Genomic DNA, 19393 nt, shown 5'->3' with positions numbered 1-19393 from the left:
TGGAGGGCGGGGGGCAGCAGCGCGCGCAATGGCCGATGGGGGCACCATGTCCATTCACAGCGACAACCTGAACCTCAATCTAAATCTCGATCTCGGAGCCTCGGGCGCGGCGGGCGGCGACACCGGCTACGGCCGCGCGCGCTTCAACACCGAGGACATGGACAAGCTGATGCCGGTGCCGCCGCCGGCGACGCTGACGATGCCGCAGAAGCCGTATGCCGAGTACTGGGACGGCGAGCTGCGCGCCTGGGCCTACGTCGCCGAGTTCATCTCGGCGATCGCATGGCCTGCGCCGGCGGCGGTGGCGCCGGCGGCCTGGCCGTTTCCGCTGCCGCCGCCGGTCAACAACGCGCCGATCCTGTACTTCATCGGTCAGATCGCCGCCCAGACCGGTGTGGGCAGCTTCCCGGTGCCCGACCCCACCGCGACCAACAGGCTCGATGCCAACAAGCTCGCCGACCAAGCGGTCGGAGTGGTCAACGCCTCGCTCGACCGGGCCGACCGCGCCCTCGAGATCTGCGATCAGGCGACGGCGCCGGGCGCGCTCAACTACTGGACCGGCCTGATCCGCATCAACCCCAGCCAGGACCGCAGCGCCTGGCTGCTGATGCTGGTGGCGCGCAAGATCGGTGAGTACGTCGCCATGGGGCTGAAGGCGCATTACCGCATGCGGCGGCCCTCGCAGGTCTACCCCTACATCCTGCCGATCATCGATCCGCCGGATACGCCGTCCTTCCCCAGCAGCCATTCGCTGCAGGCGCACCTGATCTCCAACGTGCTGATGGCGGCGCTGACTCCGCCGGCGGCTGGGGCGTCGCAGACCGCGGTCGCCCTGGACCATCTCGCGCACCGCGTGGCGCGCAATCGGGAGATCGCCGGCGTGCACTATCCGATGGACAGCGCCTGTGGCGCGTTCGTCGCCAGGGGGTGCATGGCCCAGCTGCTGACCCTGCCGGCGGGCAGCCTGTTCGCGGACCTGCTGGCCGCCGCCAAGGGCGAGCTCAGCGACCTGCCCTGACCTTCCCGATCCCGAGCACGGGGGCACGCCATGCCGGAATTCCTACCCAACGACTATGACGTGATCGTCGGCTTCGAGGCCAGGCAGTTCGGCGCCGACTTCGACATCTTCGTCAAGCAGGTCCACGACACGATGGCGGACCTCAAGAACCAGGGCGCGGTGAAAGCCGCGACCATGATCTTCCGCCGCGGCAAGCACGGGGCGGCGCTGGGGGCGCTGCTGCTCGATCCGCAGAAGCTCACGCTGGCCCAGCTCCAGGAAGAGCTGCCGACCTGGAACAAGAAGGGCGTTGCCTGGTTTGAAGCCAATGCGGGCCTCGCCCTCACCGACTGCCCCCCGGGAAGCGAGGACCCGCTGCGGCGCGATCAGTGGGCGCTCGATCGCCTCGGCGTGACCGGGACGTGGGACGACGTCCCGACGCCGATGGACAAGACCCTCGTCGCCATCGTCGACTCAGGCCTGCGCCGGCCCGACGGCTCGCTGCCCGAGGATATCGGCGACACCCTGCCGGTGAATCAGTGCCAGCCGGCGTTCGAGTTCGACGGCATGCTGTGGACGATGTTCCCCGACGGCGTCGACATGAACGGCCACGGCACCATGCTGGCCGGCACCATCGCCGCGGTGCCGTGCAACGGCCTTGGCGTCGCCTCGGCGGTGCCGGTCGACTGGAAGATCGTGCTGATGCCGATCAAGTTCTTCGGCGCGGCGCAGTCGCCCACCATCCTGGGCGCCACGATCGCGATCTACTGGGCGGCGGCGATGGGCGCGCGGGTGATCAACGCGAGCTGGCACGTCGCCTATGGCCAGGGCGGCGTCCTCTCAGTGCAGAGTGCGATGCAGTGGGCGACCCTGGTCGGCGCCGTGGTGGTGGCGGCGGCCGGCAACGACGGCACCGACAACGGCACCTACCCGACCTATCCGGCCAATTACGGCCATGGCGTCATGACGATGCCGGGCCTCAGCATCCTGACCGTCGCCGCCACCGACCGCGACGACTGGAAGTCGGGCTTCTCGAACTACAGCCCGGCGCTGGTCGACATTGCCGCCCCGGGCCGCGACATCGTCACCACCGGCGCCTACTGGATCGGCGCGGCACGCTATCCGGACTACAGCGGCACCTCGGCGGCGGCGGCCTTCGCCTCCTCGGCGGCCGCGCTGGTGGCGGCGCTCAACCCGACATGGGGCCCGATCGAGGTGATCCAGCATCTCAAGGACTCGTCGGACAAGCTCGCCTCGCTGGCCCTGGTCTGCAACGACGGCAACCGGCTCAACATCTGCCGCGCCGTCGAGGGCCCGCTCGTGCTCACGGCACCGGCCGCCGGCGCGACGCTCCAGGTCGGCCAGACGACGAAGATCCGCTGGGCCAACGCCTACAAGAGCGCCCGGTTCGACAAAGTCCGGATCGAGCTCTCGCGTGACGACGGCGCGACCTGGCCGGTGACGCTGAAGGCCTCGACCGCCAACGACGGCAAGTGGAACTGGAAACCCACCGCCGCCCAGAAGACGCAAAAGGGCCGGATCCGGGTGACGCCGCTGGCGGGCAACTTTCCGAAGGTGTCGGGGACGTTCAAGGTGGTGTAAGCGGCGGCGCGTTCATTATGTCGTAGACAATCGCCGCTCGCCTCGGTCCGCGCTTACCTCGCGTGCATCGCCAACCTGCACGGAGGAAGCCATGTCCACCCAACCCACCGCCGCCTCGACCGCCGCAGCCGACACCGTCGAGGCCTACGTCGCCACCTGGAACGAGACCGACGCCGGCCGCCGCCAGGTCGGCATCGCCCGCGCCTGGGAGGCCACCGGCCGCTATCGCGATCCGCTGATGGCGAGCGACGGCCATGCCGGCATCGATGCCATGCTGGCGGGCGTCCAGGCCCGCTTCCCGGGCTTCGCCTGCCCTGAGCGCAGTCGAAGGGTGCTCAAGCGCACCTCGGCGGTCGACTGCCACAACGATTGCGCCCGCTTCGCCTGGTCGCTCGGTCCCGCCGCCGGCCCCGCGATCGTCGAGGGCATCGATTTCTGCGCCCTCTCGCCCGAGGGGCGGCTCGTTTCGGTCGTTGGTTTCATCGATCGCATGCCCGCCTCGTCTTGAGGCGGACATCCTCGCCGCCTTGTGGAAGACCCGTGCGAGTCTCGTTATGGGCAATCGACCGCGAATCGGCCCTTGTGTTTGCGCGCCAAAAATCGCGGCCATGGCTTGGCCCTCCAGCGCGTGAAACGGTTTGGGACTCCCCCCGGCACCGGCGGCCTCCGCACGCCCGAATCGTCTCCGCCGTCAGTTGCCCGTCATCTCCTTGCGGTAATGAAAGTTGCGCCGTCGCGGTGTGGGCCGCGGCGGGCGAGACGACACGACAAGCGAACGATCGCCATCCGTCTGGGGCTGGGGGCCGATGTTGCGCGAGTACCATATCCGCGACCCGCGGGGGTCGAGGTCCTTTTACGTCACGGCGTCGACCCGCCTGTGGCTGGCGCTGTTCGGCCCGCTCGTGGTCTGGCACCTGGTCGGCGGGCGGGCCGCGCTGCTGGCCCTGGCGAGCAGCCTCGCCGTCCTGCTGTTGGCCGCGGCCGCCGTGGTCGTCGCCTCCGCCCTGCAGCCCCACCAGCAGTTCGGCGTGATCGTCGCCGGTATCGTGGCCTTCCTCGGCGTGCAATCCTTCGCCGGCATCCGTCTCATCAAGCGCAGGGCGCTGCGCCGCGGCTGGCTGGTCAAGCGACTCTGAGACGGGATCGGCAAAACTAATTGCAGCCTCTCGTCCGCCGCGTCCGGCGCGTCCGCCAGCGTCCGGCCCTGGGGGGTGGTGCCGGATTCCCGGATTCTCGATGAAAACCCTTATGGCATCGGCATCGGGAGTGTCCGGGCTCAGCCGGATTCCGGGCCGGACGCCGGTGGAGCGCCCTGCTGATGTCGGCCGCCCGAGGGCACCGTCCGTCCGGCTGATTCCCGTCGGATGGAATATGCTTTAGCGTCGCCGGCCTTGCCGCCCGATGCCGCCCCTCCTGCTCCCGCCCCGCCGCTGCGCGCGGTCCGGCCGCTGATGGCCTCGCGCAAGGATCTCGCCGCGCTGCTGCTGCTGGCGCTCAGCCTCGGCATGGTCGTCGCCTGGGCCTCGCTCAACCTGCGCGCCGACACCCGCGCCGACACGCTCCACAACCTGCACGCCGTGCTGGACGGCGCGCCCTTCCGCACCGGCGACGACGTGCGCAGCGACCTGCCATTCTACAACCGCGTGCTCTTCCCGCTGCTCCATCGCGGCCTCGCGCGCGCGCTGCCCTTCGCGTCGGAGAGCCAGTGCTACCTGCTGCTGCGCGTCCTGTCCTTCCAGGCCGCGTTCGCTGCCTTCGCGCTGGTCTGCCGGCGGGGCCTCGGAGCGGCGCAGGCGACGGCCGCGCTCGCGACCGCCCTGCTGGCCGTGGCGACCATCGCCAGCTTCAACTTCCCCTGGGAGGAGCCGTCGGATGCGTTCGACCTGGTGGTCCTGGCCCTTGGCGTCGGCGCGGCGGTGCGCCGCCGCTTGCTGTGGGGCCTGGGGCTTGCGATCGTCTTCGCCGCCAACCGCGAATCGGCGGCCTTCCTCGGGCTGATCTGGGCCGCCGTCACCGTGTCGCGCGGCGACGGGTCGCGCAGTGACTGGCGGCGCCGGCTGGTCGAGGGCGGCGCGATCTCCGTGCTGAGCTACGGCACCGCGATCGGGCTCAAGACCGCGCTCGGCCCCGACTTCATCGCCAACTACGGCACGCCGGCGATCAACCTCGCCCGGCTGCACGAAAGCCTCGGCACGCCCGATCCGTTGAACTGGCCGGCGATGCTGGCCACGCTCGTGCTGCTGTTCGTCGCCTGCGCCGATCTGCGGGCGCCGCTGGGCCGGCGCTTCCTGGGGCTGGCCGCGCTGTTCGCCGGCCTCGCTTTGCTGTTCGGCCTGATCAACGAGCTGCGGGTCTTCCTGCCGACCTTCGTCATGCTGGGCTTCGCCGTGGCGACCCCTCGGCGCGCCGCCGAATAGCCGACGAAGCCGCCGTGCGCCTCCGCTCGAGCCCGATCTCGGGTGAGGTGACGGCGACCAGGGTCGAGCGGCGATCGGGCGACTGCGCGTCGATCGCGTGCAGGGTGTCGAGCACCGCGCTATCGGCGATCAGATGGCGGAAGCCGCGCCCGCCCAGGGGATGCGCGAGGTTCACCGCGGCATGTTGCGCCGCCGACGCCACGCCATAGACGCCCGCGCCCGCGACTGCTGCGGCGAGCAGCCGGCGCGGCCATCCGCTGCCGAGCAGCGCCTGGACGATGCCCGCGAACAGCACCAGCGAGACGATGCGCAGATGCCGCTTCTCGGTGCCCAGCGCCGCGCCGCGGGTCGCCGACACCACGATCACCCGCCCGACGCCCAGTCCCAGGAACAGCGCGAAGCGCAGGTACTCGGGGTAGTCGCGGCGCAGCCGCCAGCCGACGAAGGCGAAGGTCGCGAGCGCCGCCGACAGCAGCAGCGCGTACATCGCCAGCGGATCGACCAGCGGCCGCGACGGATGGGCCAGCAGGTACATCGCGAGATCGCCGATCGACAGCGCGCCGCCCCACGCCGCCGCCGTCACGTAGGCCACGGTGCCGGGCAGCGCCGACCAGGCGATCGGGCTGTCCGCCGCCACCGGCGTGCGGCCGAGGGAGAACCAGCCGACATAGAACAGTGTTCCCATCAGTCCGAGCGTGACCCCGGCGACCACGCCGCGGCCGATCCGGTCACGCGAATACCACAGGCCCGGCGGCGCCATCACCGCGGCTGCGATGGCCGAGGCGGCGATCACCAGGCCCGACAGCTTGGCGAACACCATGGCCGCGGCGCCGACCCGCAGGACGGGCACGGCGCAGCTTCGGCTTTCCGGCCGCGACCAGTGCCCCGGCGGTCGCCGCCGTCCACGAAGAACCCCCCAATCGGGGACTGGAGGGCTCCGTGGAGGACTGTCTCGCCCGGCCGCGCGATACGCAGCGCGGCCGGGCTTCACGCTGGCGCCACCGGTATGCGCGGCGCCCCGGACCCCTCAGGGTCCGGACAGTTCGCCTACTGCTTGCCGATGTCCGACGGCGCCGCCGGGGCCGGGGTGGCCGGGGCCGGGGTAGCCGGCGCCGGGATGGCCGGGGTCGTCGTCGCGGCACCCGGGCCAGCACCCGGCATGGTCCGCTCGATCGCCGGACGGTTCGGGGCCTGGGCCACGTTCTCGCCGTCCTTCGGCGCGCCGTTGAAGTACAGCAGGCCGCCGATCAGGCCGATCGCGACCAGCAGGCCGAGCAGGATGTACGGGCCCTTGCCCGTGTCATCCGCCGGCTCGAAGCGGGTATTGCCGTAACGGTCGTAGCCGCGGGGATCGTTGGGACCCAGCGGGTCCTTCGGGATATAGTCGCTCATGGGGGTTCTCCTCGTGCGTGTTCACTGCCGTCCCAACGCACCCCGGAAGCGAGGAGTTGCCCATGGAATGGGGCGGTTTGGTATCGTGCGCGACATAGGGGAGCCGCATTCATGCCCGATTCTGTTCTCGTCCGCCCGGTCGCGGTGCTCTCGCCCGATGACGCCCGCACGCTGGTCGCCTCCTACGCCGCCGTCAGCCCGACCGCCGCGATGAAGGACATCGGCCGACTCGATCCGCATCTCGGCCGCTTCATCGCGATGGCGCCGATCTGCTTCGTCTCGACCGCCGACGCGTCGGGCAAGCAGGACGTCACGCCGCGCGGCGACCCCCCGGGGAGCTTCAAGGTGCTCGACGAGCACACGCTCGCCTTCCCCGACCGGCCGGGCAACAACCGGCTCGATACGCTGAAGAACCTGCTGGAGAACCCGGAGATCGCGCTGATCTTCCTGCTGCCCGGCACCAGCGAGACCGCGCGGTTGGCCGGCACCGCCCGCCTCTCGACCGATCCCGAGCTGCTCGCCTCGATGGCCGTGCAGGGCAAGGAGCCCAAGTGCGCCATCGTCGTGAGCGTGCGCCAGGCCTACTTCCACTGCGCCAAGGCACTGCTGCGCTCCAAGCTGTGGACCGGCGAGTACGCCCAGCCCAAGGGCACCTTCCCCTCGATCAGCCGCATGGTCGGCGACCAGATCGGCCTCAGCGAAGAGGAGAAGCAGAAGCGCGAGGCGCTCACCGAGCGCGCCTACCGGGACGGTCTGTGGGCTCCCCTCTCCTGAGCAAATATGTCGTAACCGGCGAGCGCGCGCGCCAGATGCGGGTGGTGCCCGCGGCGGTGCTGAAGCGGCTTTATGCCCGCTCGAACAAGGCAGGCGCGCAGCAGGCGCTGGCGCATCTCGGCCTGCTGGTGGCGGGCGGCGGGCTGATCCTCGAGACGCGCGGCACCTGGTGGGTGCTGCCGGCGCTGCTGCTGCAGGCGATCTTCGTCAATGCGCTGTTCGGGGCGATGCATGAGTCGGTACACTACGGCTCGTTCCGCACGCGGCGGCTGGCCGATCTGCTGGCCTTCTTCTCGGGCGCGGCGATCCTGAACAATGCCGGCTTCTACCGGCACTATCACATGGCGCATCACCGCTACACCCAGGACCCCGCCCGCGATCCCGAGTTGATCACCTCGGGCACGCCCAGAAGCTGGGGCAACTACCTGCTGCGGGCCAGCGCGCTGCCGTTCTTCGCCGTGCGCTTTCGCGACATCTTCCTGTTCCCGTTCGGCTTCCGCGGCAACGTGAACTACATCCACGAGAAGGCGTGGCCCGAGGTGCGCCGCTGGGGCCGCTGGCTGCTCGCCTTCTATGCCGTGCTGCTGGTGGGCTCGGTCGCGTTGCAGACCGACGTGCTGGTCTGGGTGTGGCTGCTGCCGCTCGCCGTCGGCGCGCCGCTGCTGCGGCTCTATCTCCTCTGTGAGCACACGCTCTGCCCCAACTCCGACGACGGCTTCGCCAACACTCGCACGACGCTGTGCAATCCGCTGCTGCGCTTCCTGATGTGGAACCTGCCGTACCACGCCGAGCATCACCTGCTGCCCAACATCGCCTTCCATCACCTGCCGGAGGCGCACCGGTATCTGAAGCCGCACCTCAAGTTCGTCGCGCGCAGCTACTTCCAGACCAACCGCGAGATCGTGCGCTCCTTCCGATGAGGACGCGGGAGGACGCCTTCGACTGCGGTGACGTGCTGCTGCAGCGCGGCGGCACCCTGCGCAAGGCGCGCATCGTCTACAAGACCTTCGGCATGCTGAACGCCGCGCGCGACAACGTCATCGTCTACCCAACGTCGTACAGCGCCCAGCATCCCGACATCGAATGGCTGGTGAACGTCGAACGCTGCCTCGACCCCAGCCGCTACTTCGTCGTCATCCCCAACATGTTCACCAATGGGCTGAGCACCTCGCCGTCCAACTACGACGGTGAATTCCCGCAAGTGACGACCTACGACAACGTCACCCAGCAGCGCCGGCTGATGAACGAGGTGTTCGGCGTCGAGCGGGTGAAGATGGTCTACGGCTGGTCGATGGGCGCGCAGCAGGCCTATCACTGGGCTGCCCTGTTCGGCGCCTCGGTGGAGCGCATCGTGGTCAATTGCGGCTCGGCCAAGACGGCGCCGCACAACTTCGTCTTCCTCGAGGGCGTGCGCGCGGCGCTGATGGCGGCGCGCACCGAGGAGGAAGCCAAGCGCGCCATGGGCCGCATCTATGCCGGCTGGGCGCTGAGCCAGACCTTCTATCGCCGCGAGCTGTGGCGCGGCCTGGGCTTCGCCTCGCTCGAGGACTTCCTGGTGCGCTCCTGGGAAGCTGGCTTCGTCCGCCGCAACTGCCGCGACCTGCTGGCCCAGCTCTGGACCTGGCAGAATTCCGACATCTCGGCCAACGACCTCTATCGCGGCGACCTCCAGATGGCGCTCGCCGGCATCACGGCCAAGGTGCTGCTGATGCCTTCGGCGACCGACCTCTATTTCCAGACCAACGACAATCTCGAGGAGCTCCCGCACCTCAAGCACGCCCGGTTGATCGAGATCCCGTCGATCTGGGGCCATCGCGCCGGCAACCCGCGCGACAATCCCGAGGATGCCGCCTTCATCGACCAGCAGGTGACGGCGCTGCTCGAGAGCTGACGCGATGAAGCGCCGCCATCCCGTCCTGCACCGCATCGACTGCTGAACATCGAGCCCGGATCCTTCTAGATCGCCCAGGTCAACAATCCCGACAGCCGGCTCACCTGGTCGGACCTGATTACTTCTCCTTCACCGTGCTGACCTCGACCGGGTTCGGCGAGATCACGCCGGTCACCCCGATGGCCCGTAGATCAGCATCACTCGCGCGCGCATTTCGGGCCTGATGGAAGCACTTGCGCTTCCATCAGGCCGGAAATCGCTCTAGCGTCGGGCCATGCCCGATTCACTTCTGCCGCACGACGGTCTGGTGATCGTCGCCAAACGTGACTGCCCGACCTGCGTGCTGGTCGAGCCGGTGATGCAAAGTCTCGACCGCGCCGGCCCGCTGATGGTGCTGAGCCAGGACGACCCGACCTTCCCGTCCGGCGTGCGCTCCGTGGTCTACGACGACAGCCTCGAACGCTCCTTCCATCTCAAGATCGAGGCCGTGCCGACCCTGATCCGCTTCGCAGGCGGCCGCGAGATCGGCCGCGCCGTCGGCTGGGCGCGCGACGAATGGCTGAAGATTGCCGGCGCCGCGGCCAAAGGCGACGGCCTGCCGGCCTGGCAGCCCGGCTGCGGCTCCAAGAGCCTCGATCCCGGCGTGCAGGAGGCGCTGATCGCGCGCTACGGCGAGACCGGCCTGAAGTCGCGCGCCATCTCGGTCGGCAACTGGGACGACCCGATGGAGGCCTGCTTCGAGCGCGGCTGGACCGACGGCCTGCCGGTGGTGCCGCCGACCGACGAGCGCATCCTGCGCATGCTCGCCGGCACCGAGCGCAAGCCCGGCGAGATCGTCGGCAACATCCCGCCGAACCTCGCGCCCTGCACGGTCGAGAAGGTGGCGATCAACGCCGTGATGGCGGGCTGCAAGCCCGAGTACATGCCGGTGGTGCTGGGCGTGCTCGAGGCGGCGCTCGATCCGCTGTTCACCATGCACGGCCTGCTCTGCACCACGCACTTCTCCGGCCCGCTGGTGATCATAAACGGCCCGATCGCCAAGTCGATCGGCATGAATTCCGGCGTCAATGCGCTGGGCCAGGGCAACCGCGCCAACGCCACCATCGGCCGCGCCCTGCAGCTCATCGTGCGCAATGTCGGCGGCGGCATCCCCGGCGCGATCGATCGCGCGACCTTGGGCAATCCCGGCAAGTACACCTTCTGCTTCGCCGAGGACGAGAGCGATCCCGACTGGGAGCCGCTGGCCGAGCGCCGCGGCATCCCTGCGGGCAAGAACGCCGTCACCCTGTTCCATGGCGAGGGCGTGCACGGCTTCATCGACCAGAAGTCGCGCACGCCGGAGGAACTGGTGCGCTCGCTGGCGATGGGTCTCTTTGGAGTGGGTCATCCAAAATTGGTTCGCGCCGGCAATGCCGTGCTGGTGCTGACGCCCGAGCACTACAAGATCTTCAAGGATGGCGGCTGGTCGCGCCGCCAGATCGAGGACGCGCTCTACGAGGCGCTGAGGCGTCCGGGCAAGGACCTGGTGTACGGCGCGCAGGACGTCGCCGAGGGCGTGCCCGAGGCCTACGCCGACAAGATGCTGGACAAGTTCGATCCGCCGCCCGACGGCGTGCTGATCGTTCGCGCCGGCGGCCCGGCCGGGCTATTCTCCGCCATCATCGGCGGCTGGCCCGGCCAGCGCGTGCGCGAGGAATGCCAGGCCGTCACTCGCGAAATCAGGTAAGACTGTCGTCCTTCGCTCAGGATGACATGAATGGGAGTCCATTTATGAGCTCTACGACGAAACTGCGCGATCCCACCGCCGAGACCTCGCCGACCCGCCGCGCCCGGCTCGCGCCGCCATCCTCGCTCGAGGGCAAGACCGTGGCGCTGATGGATATCGGCAAGTCGCGCGGCAAGGAGTTCATCGACCGCCTCGAAGGCCACTTCAGGAAGGCCGGCATCGCCACCAGGCGCTACGCCAAGCCGACCAACACCAAGGTCGCGCCGGTCGCGGTGATGCAGCAGATCGCGGCCGAGGCGCAGCTCGCGGTGATCGCCTTAAGCGATTGAGGGTCCTGCACATCGTGCAGTCTGCACGACCTCTACAATCTCGATAGCCGCGGTCTCCCCGGCGTCAACATCGTCACCACCGAGTTCGTCGACGGCGTCACCGCGCAAAGCGATTCGCTGGGCTTCGAGCCGGCCGTCGTCTACGTCCCGCATCCGATCCAGAACCGTACCACCGCCGAGATCGAGGCGATCGCCGACCAGACGTTCGAGAAGGTGCTGGCGGCGCTGACTGGCTAGTCTTCGGGCCGCCTAGTCCTTCTCCGGGATCACCGCCGGCGCGACCTGCTCGCTGGGCACGGCCGGCGGCGGCGGCGTGGGCATCTGCGGCGGCTCGGTCGGCAGGAAGGCCGCGACCGCGGCCGCGGTGCCCTTGGGGTCCTCTTCCATCGGGTTGTGGCCCGGCTTCTCGAAGACCGCGAGCCTCGAGCCCTTGATGTCGTTCTGCAGCCGGAAGGCGTCGGCGATCGGCACCCAATGATCCTGCGCGCCCCAGATGATCAGCGTCGGCACGTCGAGCCGCTTGAGCGGCGTCGGATCGAGCGGCTCCTGGTTGCGCGTCCGCTGCAGCGTGGCCTTGCGGTCGCCGGGGAAGCGCTGCAGCTCGCTGAAGCGGCGCACCCGCTCGGGCGTCACCATCGCCGGGTCGGCATAGACGTCCTTCAGCGCCCGCCGCGCCATCCACTCCGGCTTGAAATGGATCCCGATGTCGCCGATCACCGGTGCGCGGGCGAGCCGCGTGCGCCATGGCATCTCGCTCTCGCGCGGATAGGCGGCGGCATCGACCAGGATCAGGTGGCTGATCCGCTCCGGCCGCGTCGCGGCGAAGGTCCAGGCGACGGCGCCGCCGATCGAATGGCCGGCGATCGCGAAGCGGTCGAGCTGCAGCGTGTCGGCCAGCACCTCGATGAAGTCGGCATAGGCCTCGATCGAATAGTCGCCGCGCGCCCAGGGACCGGTCAGGCCGTGGCCCGGCAGGTCGACCGAGATCACGCGATAGCGGTCCTTGAGCTCGCCGGCCCAGCCCCGCCACACGTGCAGCGACTCCAGCGAGCCGTGGATCAGCAGCAGCGGCATGGCGTCCGGCTTGCCCTCGTCGCGCACATGCGCCCGCGTGCCGCCGACATCGACGAAGGTCGAGGGCGGCTGGCCGTAGCGGGCGATCAGCACGTCGGGCGGCAGGTCGGGCGCATAGGCCCACAGGACCGCGCCCGCGAGTCCGCCGAGCACGAACAGCAGCACCAAGGGCAGGTGCCGCAGGTGCCGCCAACGCGAGGTGCGCTCCTCAGCGCGACGGCGGCGGGACGCCATGATCGTTCTCGCGGCCGCGCAGGGCGTCGGCCAGCAGGTCGAGGTTGCGCAGCTTGAACTCCGCCGCCGGCGCGGGATCGAGGATCTTCTCCTCGATCAGCCGGGCAAGGATGGTCTTGTTGAGATCGTTGCTGACGACCAGCCGGTCCTCGAGCTGGGCCACGAACACCATCAGCTCGAACTCGAGCCCGCCGGGGCCGACCCGCAAGAAGCGCACGATCGGCTGCGGCACCCGCAGCACCCGGGCATGGTTGAGCGCCGATTCGCGCAGGATGCCCTCGAGCTTCGCCACGTCGGTGCCGATGCCCACGGTCAGCGCGATCTCGAGGCGGCTCGAGGTGTCGGAGTAGGTGCGGTTCACCACCGGGTTCTGCAGGAAGATGCTGTTGGGCACGATCACATGGGTGCGCTGGAAGGTCTCGATCTCGGTGGCGCGGATGTTGATGCGCCGCACGAAGCCTTCGTGGCCGGTGACCGACACCCAGTCGCCCGCCTTGATCGGCCGCTCGAGCAGCAGGACGACGCCCGAGATCACGTTGTTGGCGATGTTCTGCAGGCCGAGGCCGATACCGACCGACAGCGCGCCGAGCACGATCGCCAGATTGGTGAAGTCGATGCCGAGCGCGCCGACGCCGACCAGGATGGCGATGATCACGCCGGCATAGTTGAGGCCGGCATCGATCGATTGGCGCAGCGGCATCGGCGCGTCGACGGTCGGCATCACCCGGTCGCGCACCACCCGGCGCACCAGCCGCGCCAGCAGCATGGCGACGCCGAACGTCACGATCGCCATGCCGATATTGGCGAGCGAGATGGTGACGCCGCCGACCCGGACGCCCTGCAGCAGCTGGTCGAAGCCGCGGGTGATCGAATCGACATCGAAGCTCCACGCCGCCGGGATGGCGACGATCAGCACGACCACGAGCAGGAGGTCGATCAACAGCAGCGCGATGTGCTGGCCGCGCAGCTGGAAGTCGGGCGGCAGGCCGAAGCGGGCACGCACCCAGCGGCCGATCGGCAGGTCGGGGGCGGCCATCGCCTCGAACAGGTCGCCGGCCAGCTGGTGGGCGACCAGCGCCGCCGCCGCCCACATGCAGCTGCGCGCAATGCCGGTATGGATGTGCGCCGCCAGGATCGCGTAGCCCAGCAGCGACATCACGATCGAGGCGAGCAGGGTCGTGCCGATCAGCAGGCGCAGGATCGACCACCAGGTGCCGCCGACCATGGCCGGTGCTGCGGCGCCCGCCGGCCGCGCGGCTTGCCAGCCGCGATTGGACATCACCGGCAGCGCCAGCAGGGCGATCACGGTGGTGAGCACCAGCGATCCCACCGAGGCCGCCGCGTCGCGGTCCGGCCCCTGGATGAGCGCGTGGTAGAGGAAGTCGAGGATCGCGCCGGCGGCGAACAGATGGCGCATCGACAGGGTCAGGTGCTGGGCGCTGCTGTCGGTGAAGGGCAGCACGCGCCACGCCGGCCGGTACGGCGCCAGCATCGTCGTGGTCACGCCGACCACCAGCAGGAAGGTGATCAGCTGCCGCATGAACTCCGCCAGCAGCGCATCGACCGGCGGCGGCGGCAGGGTCGCCGCCAGCAGCTTGCCGACCAGCCAGACCGCGAGGATCGGCACCAGCACCACGCCGATGCCGTCGATCACGGCGGCGAAGGTGCGATCGCGCGGGCCGGGCTCGGTGAGCTCGCCGCGGCCGAAGCGGCGGCGCAGGGCGTGGCCCACCCCCCACAGCGCGACGGTCAGCACCGCCCAGAAGGCGAGCGGCGTCAGGTCCTGGTCGCCCGAGCGCAGCGCGCTCAAGCCCTCGCGACCCCAGGCCGCGAGGGCCGACGAGATCGCCGCCCAGGCTCCGGCGACCTGGGGCCCGAGCTTCCGCCAGACCTCAGGCGACAGCGGCGGCTCGCTCCGCTGCAACAGGTGGCGCAGCACGACCTCGCCGCGCAGCTTGGTCATGCGCTCGAGCAGCTGGTCGGCGCGGGCGATCACGACCTCGGACTGCTTGACCCGGCTTTCGCTGATTGTCGCCTGGTCGGTCAGCCGCTCGCGCTCGGCCTTGACCGCGTCGGTTTCGGCCGGCTGGTCGGTGCCGGGCTTGACCTCGAGCGGGGCGAGCAGGCGGCGGACATCGGCCAGGTCGTTGCGGGCGAGCTGGGCGGCCGCCTGGGCCGCGGCGCGAACGTCGGTGGTCTGCTCGCGCAGCGAATCGATCTCGGAGGCCAGGATGCCCGGCTGGTCGACGCGCGCCGCGATGCGGTCGAGCTGGCGGGTCCACAGCTCGACCAGCTGCGAGAACGGCCGCTGTGGCGGCACGGCCTGGGCCCATGCTGGCGCCGAGGCCGCGAGCGCGCCAACCATCAGCAGCAGAAGCCAGGCGAGACGAAAGGAACCCCGCATGGCGCTGTGGTACCACGTTAGCCCGTTGATAATTGTGGTTAATCCGCGCCTATCCCAAGTGCGCCGGGAGTGCGTCGGGCCGAGTTGACAGGCCGGACGGGCCGGGGAACCTTTCACCCGAAATTAACAATGTGCTGGGAGTAATCAGATGGCCGACGGGCAAGGGGTTGGGGAAGTCAGGGTCGCGCCCGACCGGCTGCACGCCTTCACCATGTCGATCTGCCGGGCCGACGGCAGCTCGGACCAAGAGGCGCGGCTGGTCGCAGACCATCTGGTCCTGGCCAACCTCTACGGCCATGACAGCCATGGCGTCGGCATGATGCCGGCCTATATCCAGAACACCACTACAGGACGTTGTGTCCGTAACCATCATGCAAAGATCGTGAAGGATAATGGCGCGGTCATCGTGATCGACGGGGGAGTCGGCTACGGCCAGGTGATCGCGAAGGAGGCGATGGATTTCGGCATCGAGCGCGCGAAGAAGCACGGCGTCTGCGTCGTCGGCACCACCAACTCGCATCACATCGGGCGCATCGGCCATTGGGCCGAGCAGTGCGCGCGCGCCGGCATGGTCTCGACCCACTGGGTGAACGTGCACGGCCACAAGTCGCTGGTGGCCCCGTTCGGCGGCGCGGAGCCGCGCTATTCGACCAACCCCTATTGCACCGCCGTGCCGCGCCCGGGCAAGGAGCCGATCGTGCTCGACTTCGCCACCAGCCAGGTGGCGATGGGCAAGGTCCGGGTCGCCAACAACAAGAAGGTGCAGATGGAGCCCGGCCTGCTGATCGATGCGGGCGGCGAAGACACCACCGAACCCGGCGTGATGTACAACCCGCCGTTCGGCGCCATCCTGCCGTTCGGCCTGCACAAGGGCGGCGGGCTGGCGGTGATCTGCGATCTGCTGGCCGGCGCGCTGACCGGCGGCAAGACGCATTCGCCGCGCACCATCAAGGACGGCACCGACATCGTGAACAACATGCTGTCGATCATCATCGATCCGTCGGCGATGGGCGGCACCCAGGCGTTCGAGGACGAGGTCGAGACCTTCATCACCTGGGTGAAGTCGGCCAGGCCGCGGCCGGGCGTTGCCGAAGTGCTGGCGCCCGGTGAGCCGGAGCGCGCCCGCAAGATCGACCGCGAGAAGAACGGCGTGCCGATCGACACCACGACCTGGCAGCAGCTCATCGACGTCGCCGCCAAGGTGCGGCTCAACGACACTGAAATACCGAAGATTGCGGCCTAGGGGAGACGATCAATGGCCAAGATGAAGCTCTACTACTCGCCCTCCTCGCCCTACGCGCGCAAGGTCCGCGTCGTGGCGATGGAGACCAAGCTCGACAAGAAGATCGAGTTGGTCAACGTCGCGCTGACGCCGGTCGCGCCCAACGCCGACGTCGACAAGCACAACCCGATCGGCAAGATCCCGGCGCTGTCGGTCAAGGGCATGGACCTCTTCGACTCGCCGGTGATCTGCGAGTACCTCGACACCCAGCACAAGGGCCGCAAGCTCTTCCCGCGCAAGGGCCGCGACCGCTGGGTGGCGCTGCGGCAACAGGCGATGGCCGACGGCCTGCTCGATGCCGCGCTGCTCGCCCGCTACGAAGGCGCGCTCAGGCCCGAAGAGAAGCGCTGGACCGAATGGAGCCAGGGCCAGCTCAAGAAGATCAACGGCGTGCTCGGCCAGCTCGAGGCGGAGGCCAAGGCGCTCAAGGGCAAGCTCACCATCGGCACCATCTCGGTGGCCTGCGCTCTCGGCTATCTCGACCTGCGCTTCGGCGACATGGGCTGGAAGGACAAGTATCCCAAGCTCGCCAAGTGGTTCGCCCAGACCTCGAAGACGCCGTCGATCAAAGCGACCGCTCCGCCGGCGGCGTGAAGACCGCCGACGAGATCATCGCCCGGCTCGGGATGCGTCCGCATCCCGAAGGCGGCCACTATGTCGAGACCTTCCGCGCGCCCGATGGCCCGCGCGGCGCCTCGACTGCGATCTATTTCCTGCTGAGATCGGGCGAGCGCTCGCACTGGCACAAGGTCCTCGATGCCGACGAGCTCTGGCACTACTACGCCGGCGCGCCGCTCGAGCTGGCGCTGAGCGAGGACGGCCGTTCGGTGCGCCGCCTGCGGCTCGGCATCGATTTCGAGGTCGGCGAGCAGCCTCAGGCGGTCGTGCCGCGCGGCGTCTGGCAGGCCGCACGCTCGCTCGGCGCGTGGACGCTGGTCGGCTGCACCGTGGCGCCCGGCTTCCTGTTCGAGAAATTCGAGATGGCGCCGCCGGGCTGGGGGCCGTCAGAGAAATGACGCGAGCACCGCGCCGACGGTGACCAGCACCGCGGCCAGCAGCAACGTGAGAGTAGGCGGCGCGAGCCCGCAAGCGACCAGGAGAGCGGTCGACAGGATCGGTGCGGCGTAGCTCAAGGCGCCGAGCGCGCGGATGTCGCCGCGCTTCACCGCGTGGTCCCAGAGATAGAAGGCGCCGCCGGTCGGCCCCAGGCCGAGCGCCAGCACCGCGAGCCAGGCGACCGGCGTTGCCGGCCACACGGTCGGCTCGAACAGCCAGTGGCAGAGCAGCGACAGGGCAGCGGCGGCGGCGCAGAACGAGGCGATGGCATCGGTCGGCGTCTCGCCGAAACGGCGCGACAGCACCGAGTACAATGACCAGGCGAAGGCGCAACCCAGCGCCAGCGCGTAGCCCAGCGCATAGGTGCCGGCGAAGCTGACGCCGCGGCCGAAGGCCAGCACGGCGACGCCGGCGAAACCCAGCAGGGCGCCGACCAGGTGCGGCCAGCCCAGCCGCCCTCTTTCGTGCTCTGGGGCCAGCGGCGCCGACAGGAGCACGATCAACAGCGGCCACAGGTAGTTCACCAGGTTCGCCTCGGCCGGCGGGGCGAGCTGGAGCGCGGCGAAGTAGAGGGCGTGGTAGCCGAACAGGCCGCCGACCCCCAACAGCCAGACCGCCGCCGGCCAGCGCAGCAGGTCGAGCCAGGCCAGCCCGCGGACGCGGGCCCGCACGATGCCGATCACGGCCCCGATGGCGAAGGTCATGGCGACCATCTGGAAAGGCGGGATCGGGCCGGCGAGGACCGACAGGGTGGCCAGCGCACCCCACAGCGCGATGGCGCCGAGCCCCGCCGCCATCGCCCGGCGTCGCTCGGCGGGGACAACTGTCATCGTGGCCCGCATAGACAACCCGGTCGCTTGTGTCGATAGAGCCGGTTACCATCCTCGCAACAGGATGGGATGTTCCATCGTCCGACCAACCCGGTAAGCCATCGCCTGGCGCGACTGGCGTTCTATCTGGCCTGCCTGGCGGCGCTGACGGTCGCGGCCTGCGGGCCGGCGCATCGTTATCTCCGCATCGATCTCGACATCGTGCTGATCGTCTTCCGCTTCGGCTTCTACCTGGCCGCGGCGTCGGTCGCGCTGGCGCTCGCCACCATCGTGCCGGCCCGGCCGGGCGACCGGCGGCGCGGCTTCGTCGCCGCCATCCTGGCGCTGGGAATCGGCGTGGCCGCCGCCTGGATGCCGGCGCAGTGGCTGCTGCGGGCGCGGGCGGCGCCGCGCATCAACGACGTCACCACCGACACCGCCAACGTCCCCGCCATGGTCGTGACCCAGCAGATGCGTCACGGCTCGCCCAACCCGCCGGCCTATCCCGGCCCGGCGACGGCGACGCTGCAGCGCGCCGCCTATCCCGACATCGTGCCGATCGTGCTCAACGCGCCGCCGGCCGACGCCTTCCGCAAGGTCGACGCGGCCGCCATGGCGCTGGGCTGGGAGGTGGTGGCGCGCGCGCCCGCCGACGGCCGGATCGAGGCGACCGACACCTCGGACTGGTTCGGGCTGACCGACGACATCGTGATCCGCATCCGGCGCGAGGGCGCCGGCGGCAGCCGCATCGACATCCGATCGAAGAGCCGCGTCGGCGAATCAGATTTCGGCGTCAACGCGCGCCGCATCCGCGCCTTCATCGAGCGGGTGCGGCAGGAGGGATGAGCGTCTTTCTCCTCTTCCCCGTTAGGGGGCTTTGCACAATAACCGCCGTTTGCACAAAAACGTAAACCCCTGCACAAATAATCCGAACGGGGGAGCGCATGGAAACGGGCATCGTCGTGGCGGTGATCACTGCCGGGGCCTCCCTACTGGTGGCCCTCGCCAGCATCGTGTTCTCGCTTCGGCGGGAGCAGGCCGGGGACTGGCGCAAGGTCAAGTTTGAGCACTATCGGGAGTTCATGTCCGCATTGTCCGGAATTGTCGGCGCAGACGTGACCCCGGAAGGTCAACGCCGATTCGCTCAAGCCTGTAACACCGTGCAGTTGGTCGCCTCCAAGCAGGTCATTGAGGCGCTGCACGATTTCCGGGATGAGATTTCGGGATCAAATCCTCATCGATCCAAGGAAAGACACGACGCGCTTCTCTCCAGACTGATCCGAGAGATTCGCACGGACCTTGGCCTTTCCCAGAGGTCGAATCCTCCGGGTCTATCGATCCGGCTCTGGCACTCCGGCGTGGACAGCATAGAACCGGCCAAGGAGGCCGACCCGCCCCGATAAATA

The 19393-nt window shown here is 69.3% G+C and carries 21 protein-coding genes; 16 read left to right on the top strand and 5 right to left on the bottom strand.

From position 1 onward, the window contains the following. Positions 1-46: 46 nt before the first annotated feature. From J0J01_RS10770 to J0J01_RS10750, 5 genes are all read left to right on the top strand, one after another. The gene (locus J0J01_RS10770; protein WP_296380396.1) at positions 47-1018 is read left to right on the top strand and encodes a phosphatase PAP2 family protein; all 972 of its coding nucleotides are present in this window, start codon (positions 47-49) and stop codon (positions 1016-1018) included. 30 nt (positions 1019-1048) lie between these two features. Then, the gene (locus tag J0J01_RS10765; RefSeq protein ID WP_296380395.1) at positions 1049-2599 is read left to right on the top strand and encodes a S8 family serine peptidase; all 1551 of its coding nucleotides are present in this window, start codon (positions 1049-1051) and stop codon (positions 2597-2599) included. A 91-nt stretch (positions 2600-2690) separates the two neighbouring features. Further along, complete coding sequence (locus tag J0J01_RS10760) at positions 2691-3107, top strand: nuclear transport factor 2 family protein (protein ID WP_296380394.1); 417 nt, start codon at positions 2691-2693, stop codon at positions 3105-3107. Between the two features lie 298 nt (positions 3108-3405). Then, positions 3406-3735 (top strand): hypothetical protein, encoded by a 330-nt coding sequence (locus tag J0J01_RS10755; protein ID WP_296380393.1) that lies wholly within the window; start codon positions 3406-3408, stop codon positions 3733-3735. Between the two features lie 228 nt (positions 3736-3963). Further along, positions 3964-5016 (top strand): hypothetical protein, encoded by a 1053-nt coding sequence (locus tag J0J01_RS10750; RefSeq protein ID WP_296380392.1) that lies wholly within the window; start codon positions 3964-3966, stop codon positions 5014-5016. Here the strand turns inward: J0J01_RS10750 and J0J01_RS10745 are convergent. Continuing rightward, positions 4970-5866, bottom strand: coding sequence for a hypothetical protein (locus J0J01_RS10745; RefSeq protein ID WP_296380391.1), 897 nt, complete (start codon positions 5864-5866; stop codon positions 4970-4972). The genes J0J01_RS10750 and J0J01_RS10745 overlap by 47 nt on opposite strands. Before the next feature lie 197 nt (positions 5867-6063). After that, a complete protein-coding gene (locus J0J01_RS10740; RefSeq protein ID WP_296380390.1) occupies positions 6064-6408 on the bottom strand; it encodes a hypothetical protein in 345 nt (114 codons plus the stop codon). Between the two features lie 111 nt (positions 6409-6519). Between J0J01_RS10740 and J0J01_RS10735 the strand changes: the two genes are divergently transcribed. Genes J0J01_RS10735 through J0J01_RS10715 form a run of 6 tightly spaced genes read left to right on the top strand, consistent with a single transcriptional unit; the run spans position 6520 to position 11365 of the window. Then, positions 6520-7182, top strand: coding sequence for an MSMEG_1061 family FMN-dependent PPOX-type flavoprotein (locus tag J0J01_RS10735; protein WP_296380389.1), 663 nt, complete (start codon positions 6520-6522; stop codon positions 7180-7182). Then, positions 7164-8102 carry a fatty acid desaturase gene (locus J0J01_RS10730; protein WP_296380388.1) on the top strand — a complete coding sequence of 313 codons (939 nt, stop codon included), beginning with the start codon at positions 7164-7166 and terminating at the stop codon, positions 8100-8102. Before J0J01_RS10735 ends, J0J01_RS10730 begins: the two co-directional genes overlap by 19 nt. Continuing rightward, positions 8099-9073 (top strand): alpha/beta fold hydrolase, encoded by a 975-nt coding sequence (locus J0J01_RS10725; protein WP_296380387.1) that lies wholly within the window; start codon positions 8099-8101, stop codon positions 9071-9073. Before J0J01_RS10730 ends, J0J01_RS10725 begins: the two co-directional genes overlap by 4 nt. Before the next feature lie 17 nt (positions 9074-9090). Next, on the top strand, positions 9091-9297 hold the full coding sequence (locus tag J0J01_RS32695; protein ID WP_365736704.1) for a potassium channel family protein: 207 nt from the start codon (positions 9091-9093) through the stop codon (positions 9295-9297). Between the two features lie 50 nt (positions 9298-9347). Beyond that, entirely contained in the window at positions 9348-10799 is a 1452-nt protein-coding gene (locus J0J01_RS10720; protein ID WP_296380385.1) for a thioredoxin family protein, read from the top strand. Positions 10800-10843: 44 nt separating this feature from the next. Beyond that, positions 10844-11365 carry a UGSC family (seleno)protein gene (locus J0J01_RS10715; RefSeq protein WP_296380383.1) on the top strand — a complete coding sequence of 174 codons (522 nt, stop codon included), beginning with the start codon at positions 10844-10846 and terminating at the stop codon, positions 11363-11365. A gap of 12 nt (positions 11366-11377) precedes the next feature. Here the strand turns inward: J0J01_RS10715 and J0J01_RS10710 are convergent, their stop codons facing one another. Both J0J01_RS10710 and J0J01_RS10705 read right to left on the bottom strand, forming a co-directional pair. Beyond that, positions 11378-12436 carry an alpha/beta hydrolase gene (locus J0J01_RS10710; protein WP_296380382.1) on the bottom strand — a complete coding sequence of 353 codons (1059 nt, stop codon included), beginning with the start codon at positions 12434-12436 and terminating at the stop codon, positions 11378-11380. Further along, positions 12411-14840, bottom strand: a complete 2430-nt coding sequence (locus J0J01_RS10705) for a DUF3772 domain-containing protein (protein ID WP_296380381.1) — start codon at positions 14838-14840, stop codon at positions 12411-12413. Before J0J01_RS10705 ends, J0J01_RS10710 begins: the two co-directional genes overlap by 26 nt. A gap of 148 nt (positions 14841-14988) precedes the next feature. Here J0J01_RS10705 and J0J01_RS10700 point away from each other — a divergent pair, with 148 nt between their 5' ends. Genes J0J01_RS10700 through J0J01_RS10690 form a run of 3 tightly spaced genes read left to right on the top strand, consistent with a single transcriptional unit; the run spans position 14989 to position 17138 of the window. Further along, entirely contained in the window at positions 14989-16083 is a 1095-nt protein-coding gene (locus tag J0J01_RS10700) for a malate/lactate/ureidoglycolate dehydrogenase (protein WP_296380380.1), read from the top strand. 12 nt (positions 16084-16095) lie between these two features. Then, entirely contained in the window at positions 16096-16716 is a 621-nt protein-coding gene (locus tag J0J01_RS10695; RefSeq protein ID WP_296380378.1) for a glutathione S-transferase, read from the top strand. Continuing rightward, entirely contained in the window at positions 16713-17138 is a 426-nt protein-coding gene (locus tag J0J01_RS10690; protein WP_296380377.1) for a cupin domain-containing protein, read from the top strand. Before J0J01_RS10695 ends, J0J01_RS10690 begins: the two co-directional genes overlap by 4 nt. On the opposite strand, the gene J0J01_RS10685 is transcribed toward J0J01_RS10690, so the two are convergent. After that, positions 17127-18008, bottom strand: a complete 882-nt coding sequence (locus J0J01_RS10685; protein ID WP_296380376.1) for an EamA family transporter — start codon at positions 18006-18008, stop codon at positions 17127-17129. The genes J0J01_RS10690 and J0J01_RS10685 overlap by 12 nt on opposite strands. Positions 18009-18077: 69 nt before the next feature. Between J0J01_RS10685 and J0J01_RS10680 the strand changes: the two genes are divergently transcribed. Together J0J01_RS10680 and J0J01_RS10675 are read left to right on the top strand one after the other, a co-directional pair. Further along, the gene (locus J0J01_RS10680; protein WP_296380375.1) at positions 18078-18833 is read left to right on the top strand and encodes a DUF1499 domain-containing protein; all 756 of its coding nucleotides are present in this window, start codon (positions 18078-18080) and stop codon (positions 18831-18833) included. Between the two features lie 98 nt (positions 18834-18931). Continuing rightward, a complete protein-coding gene (locus J0J01_RS10675; protein WP_296380373.1) occupies positions 18932-19390 on the top strand; it encodes a hypothetical protein in 459 nt (152 codons plus the stop codon). Positions 19391-19393 lie beyond the last annotated feature (3 nt).

Source organism: Reyranella sp. (assembly GCF_017305915.1).
Taxonomy (GTDB): Bacteria; Pseudomonadota; Alphaproteobacteria; order Reyranellales; family Reyranellaceae; genus Reyranella.
Note: the sequence above shows the minus strand (reverse complement) of the source record. Positions and strands in the feature narration are given on the sequence as shown.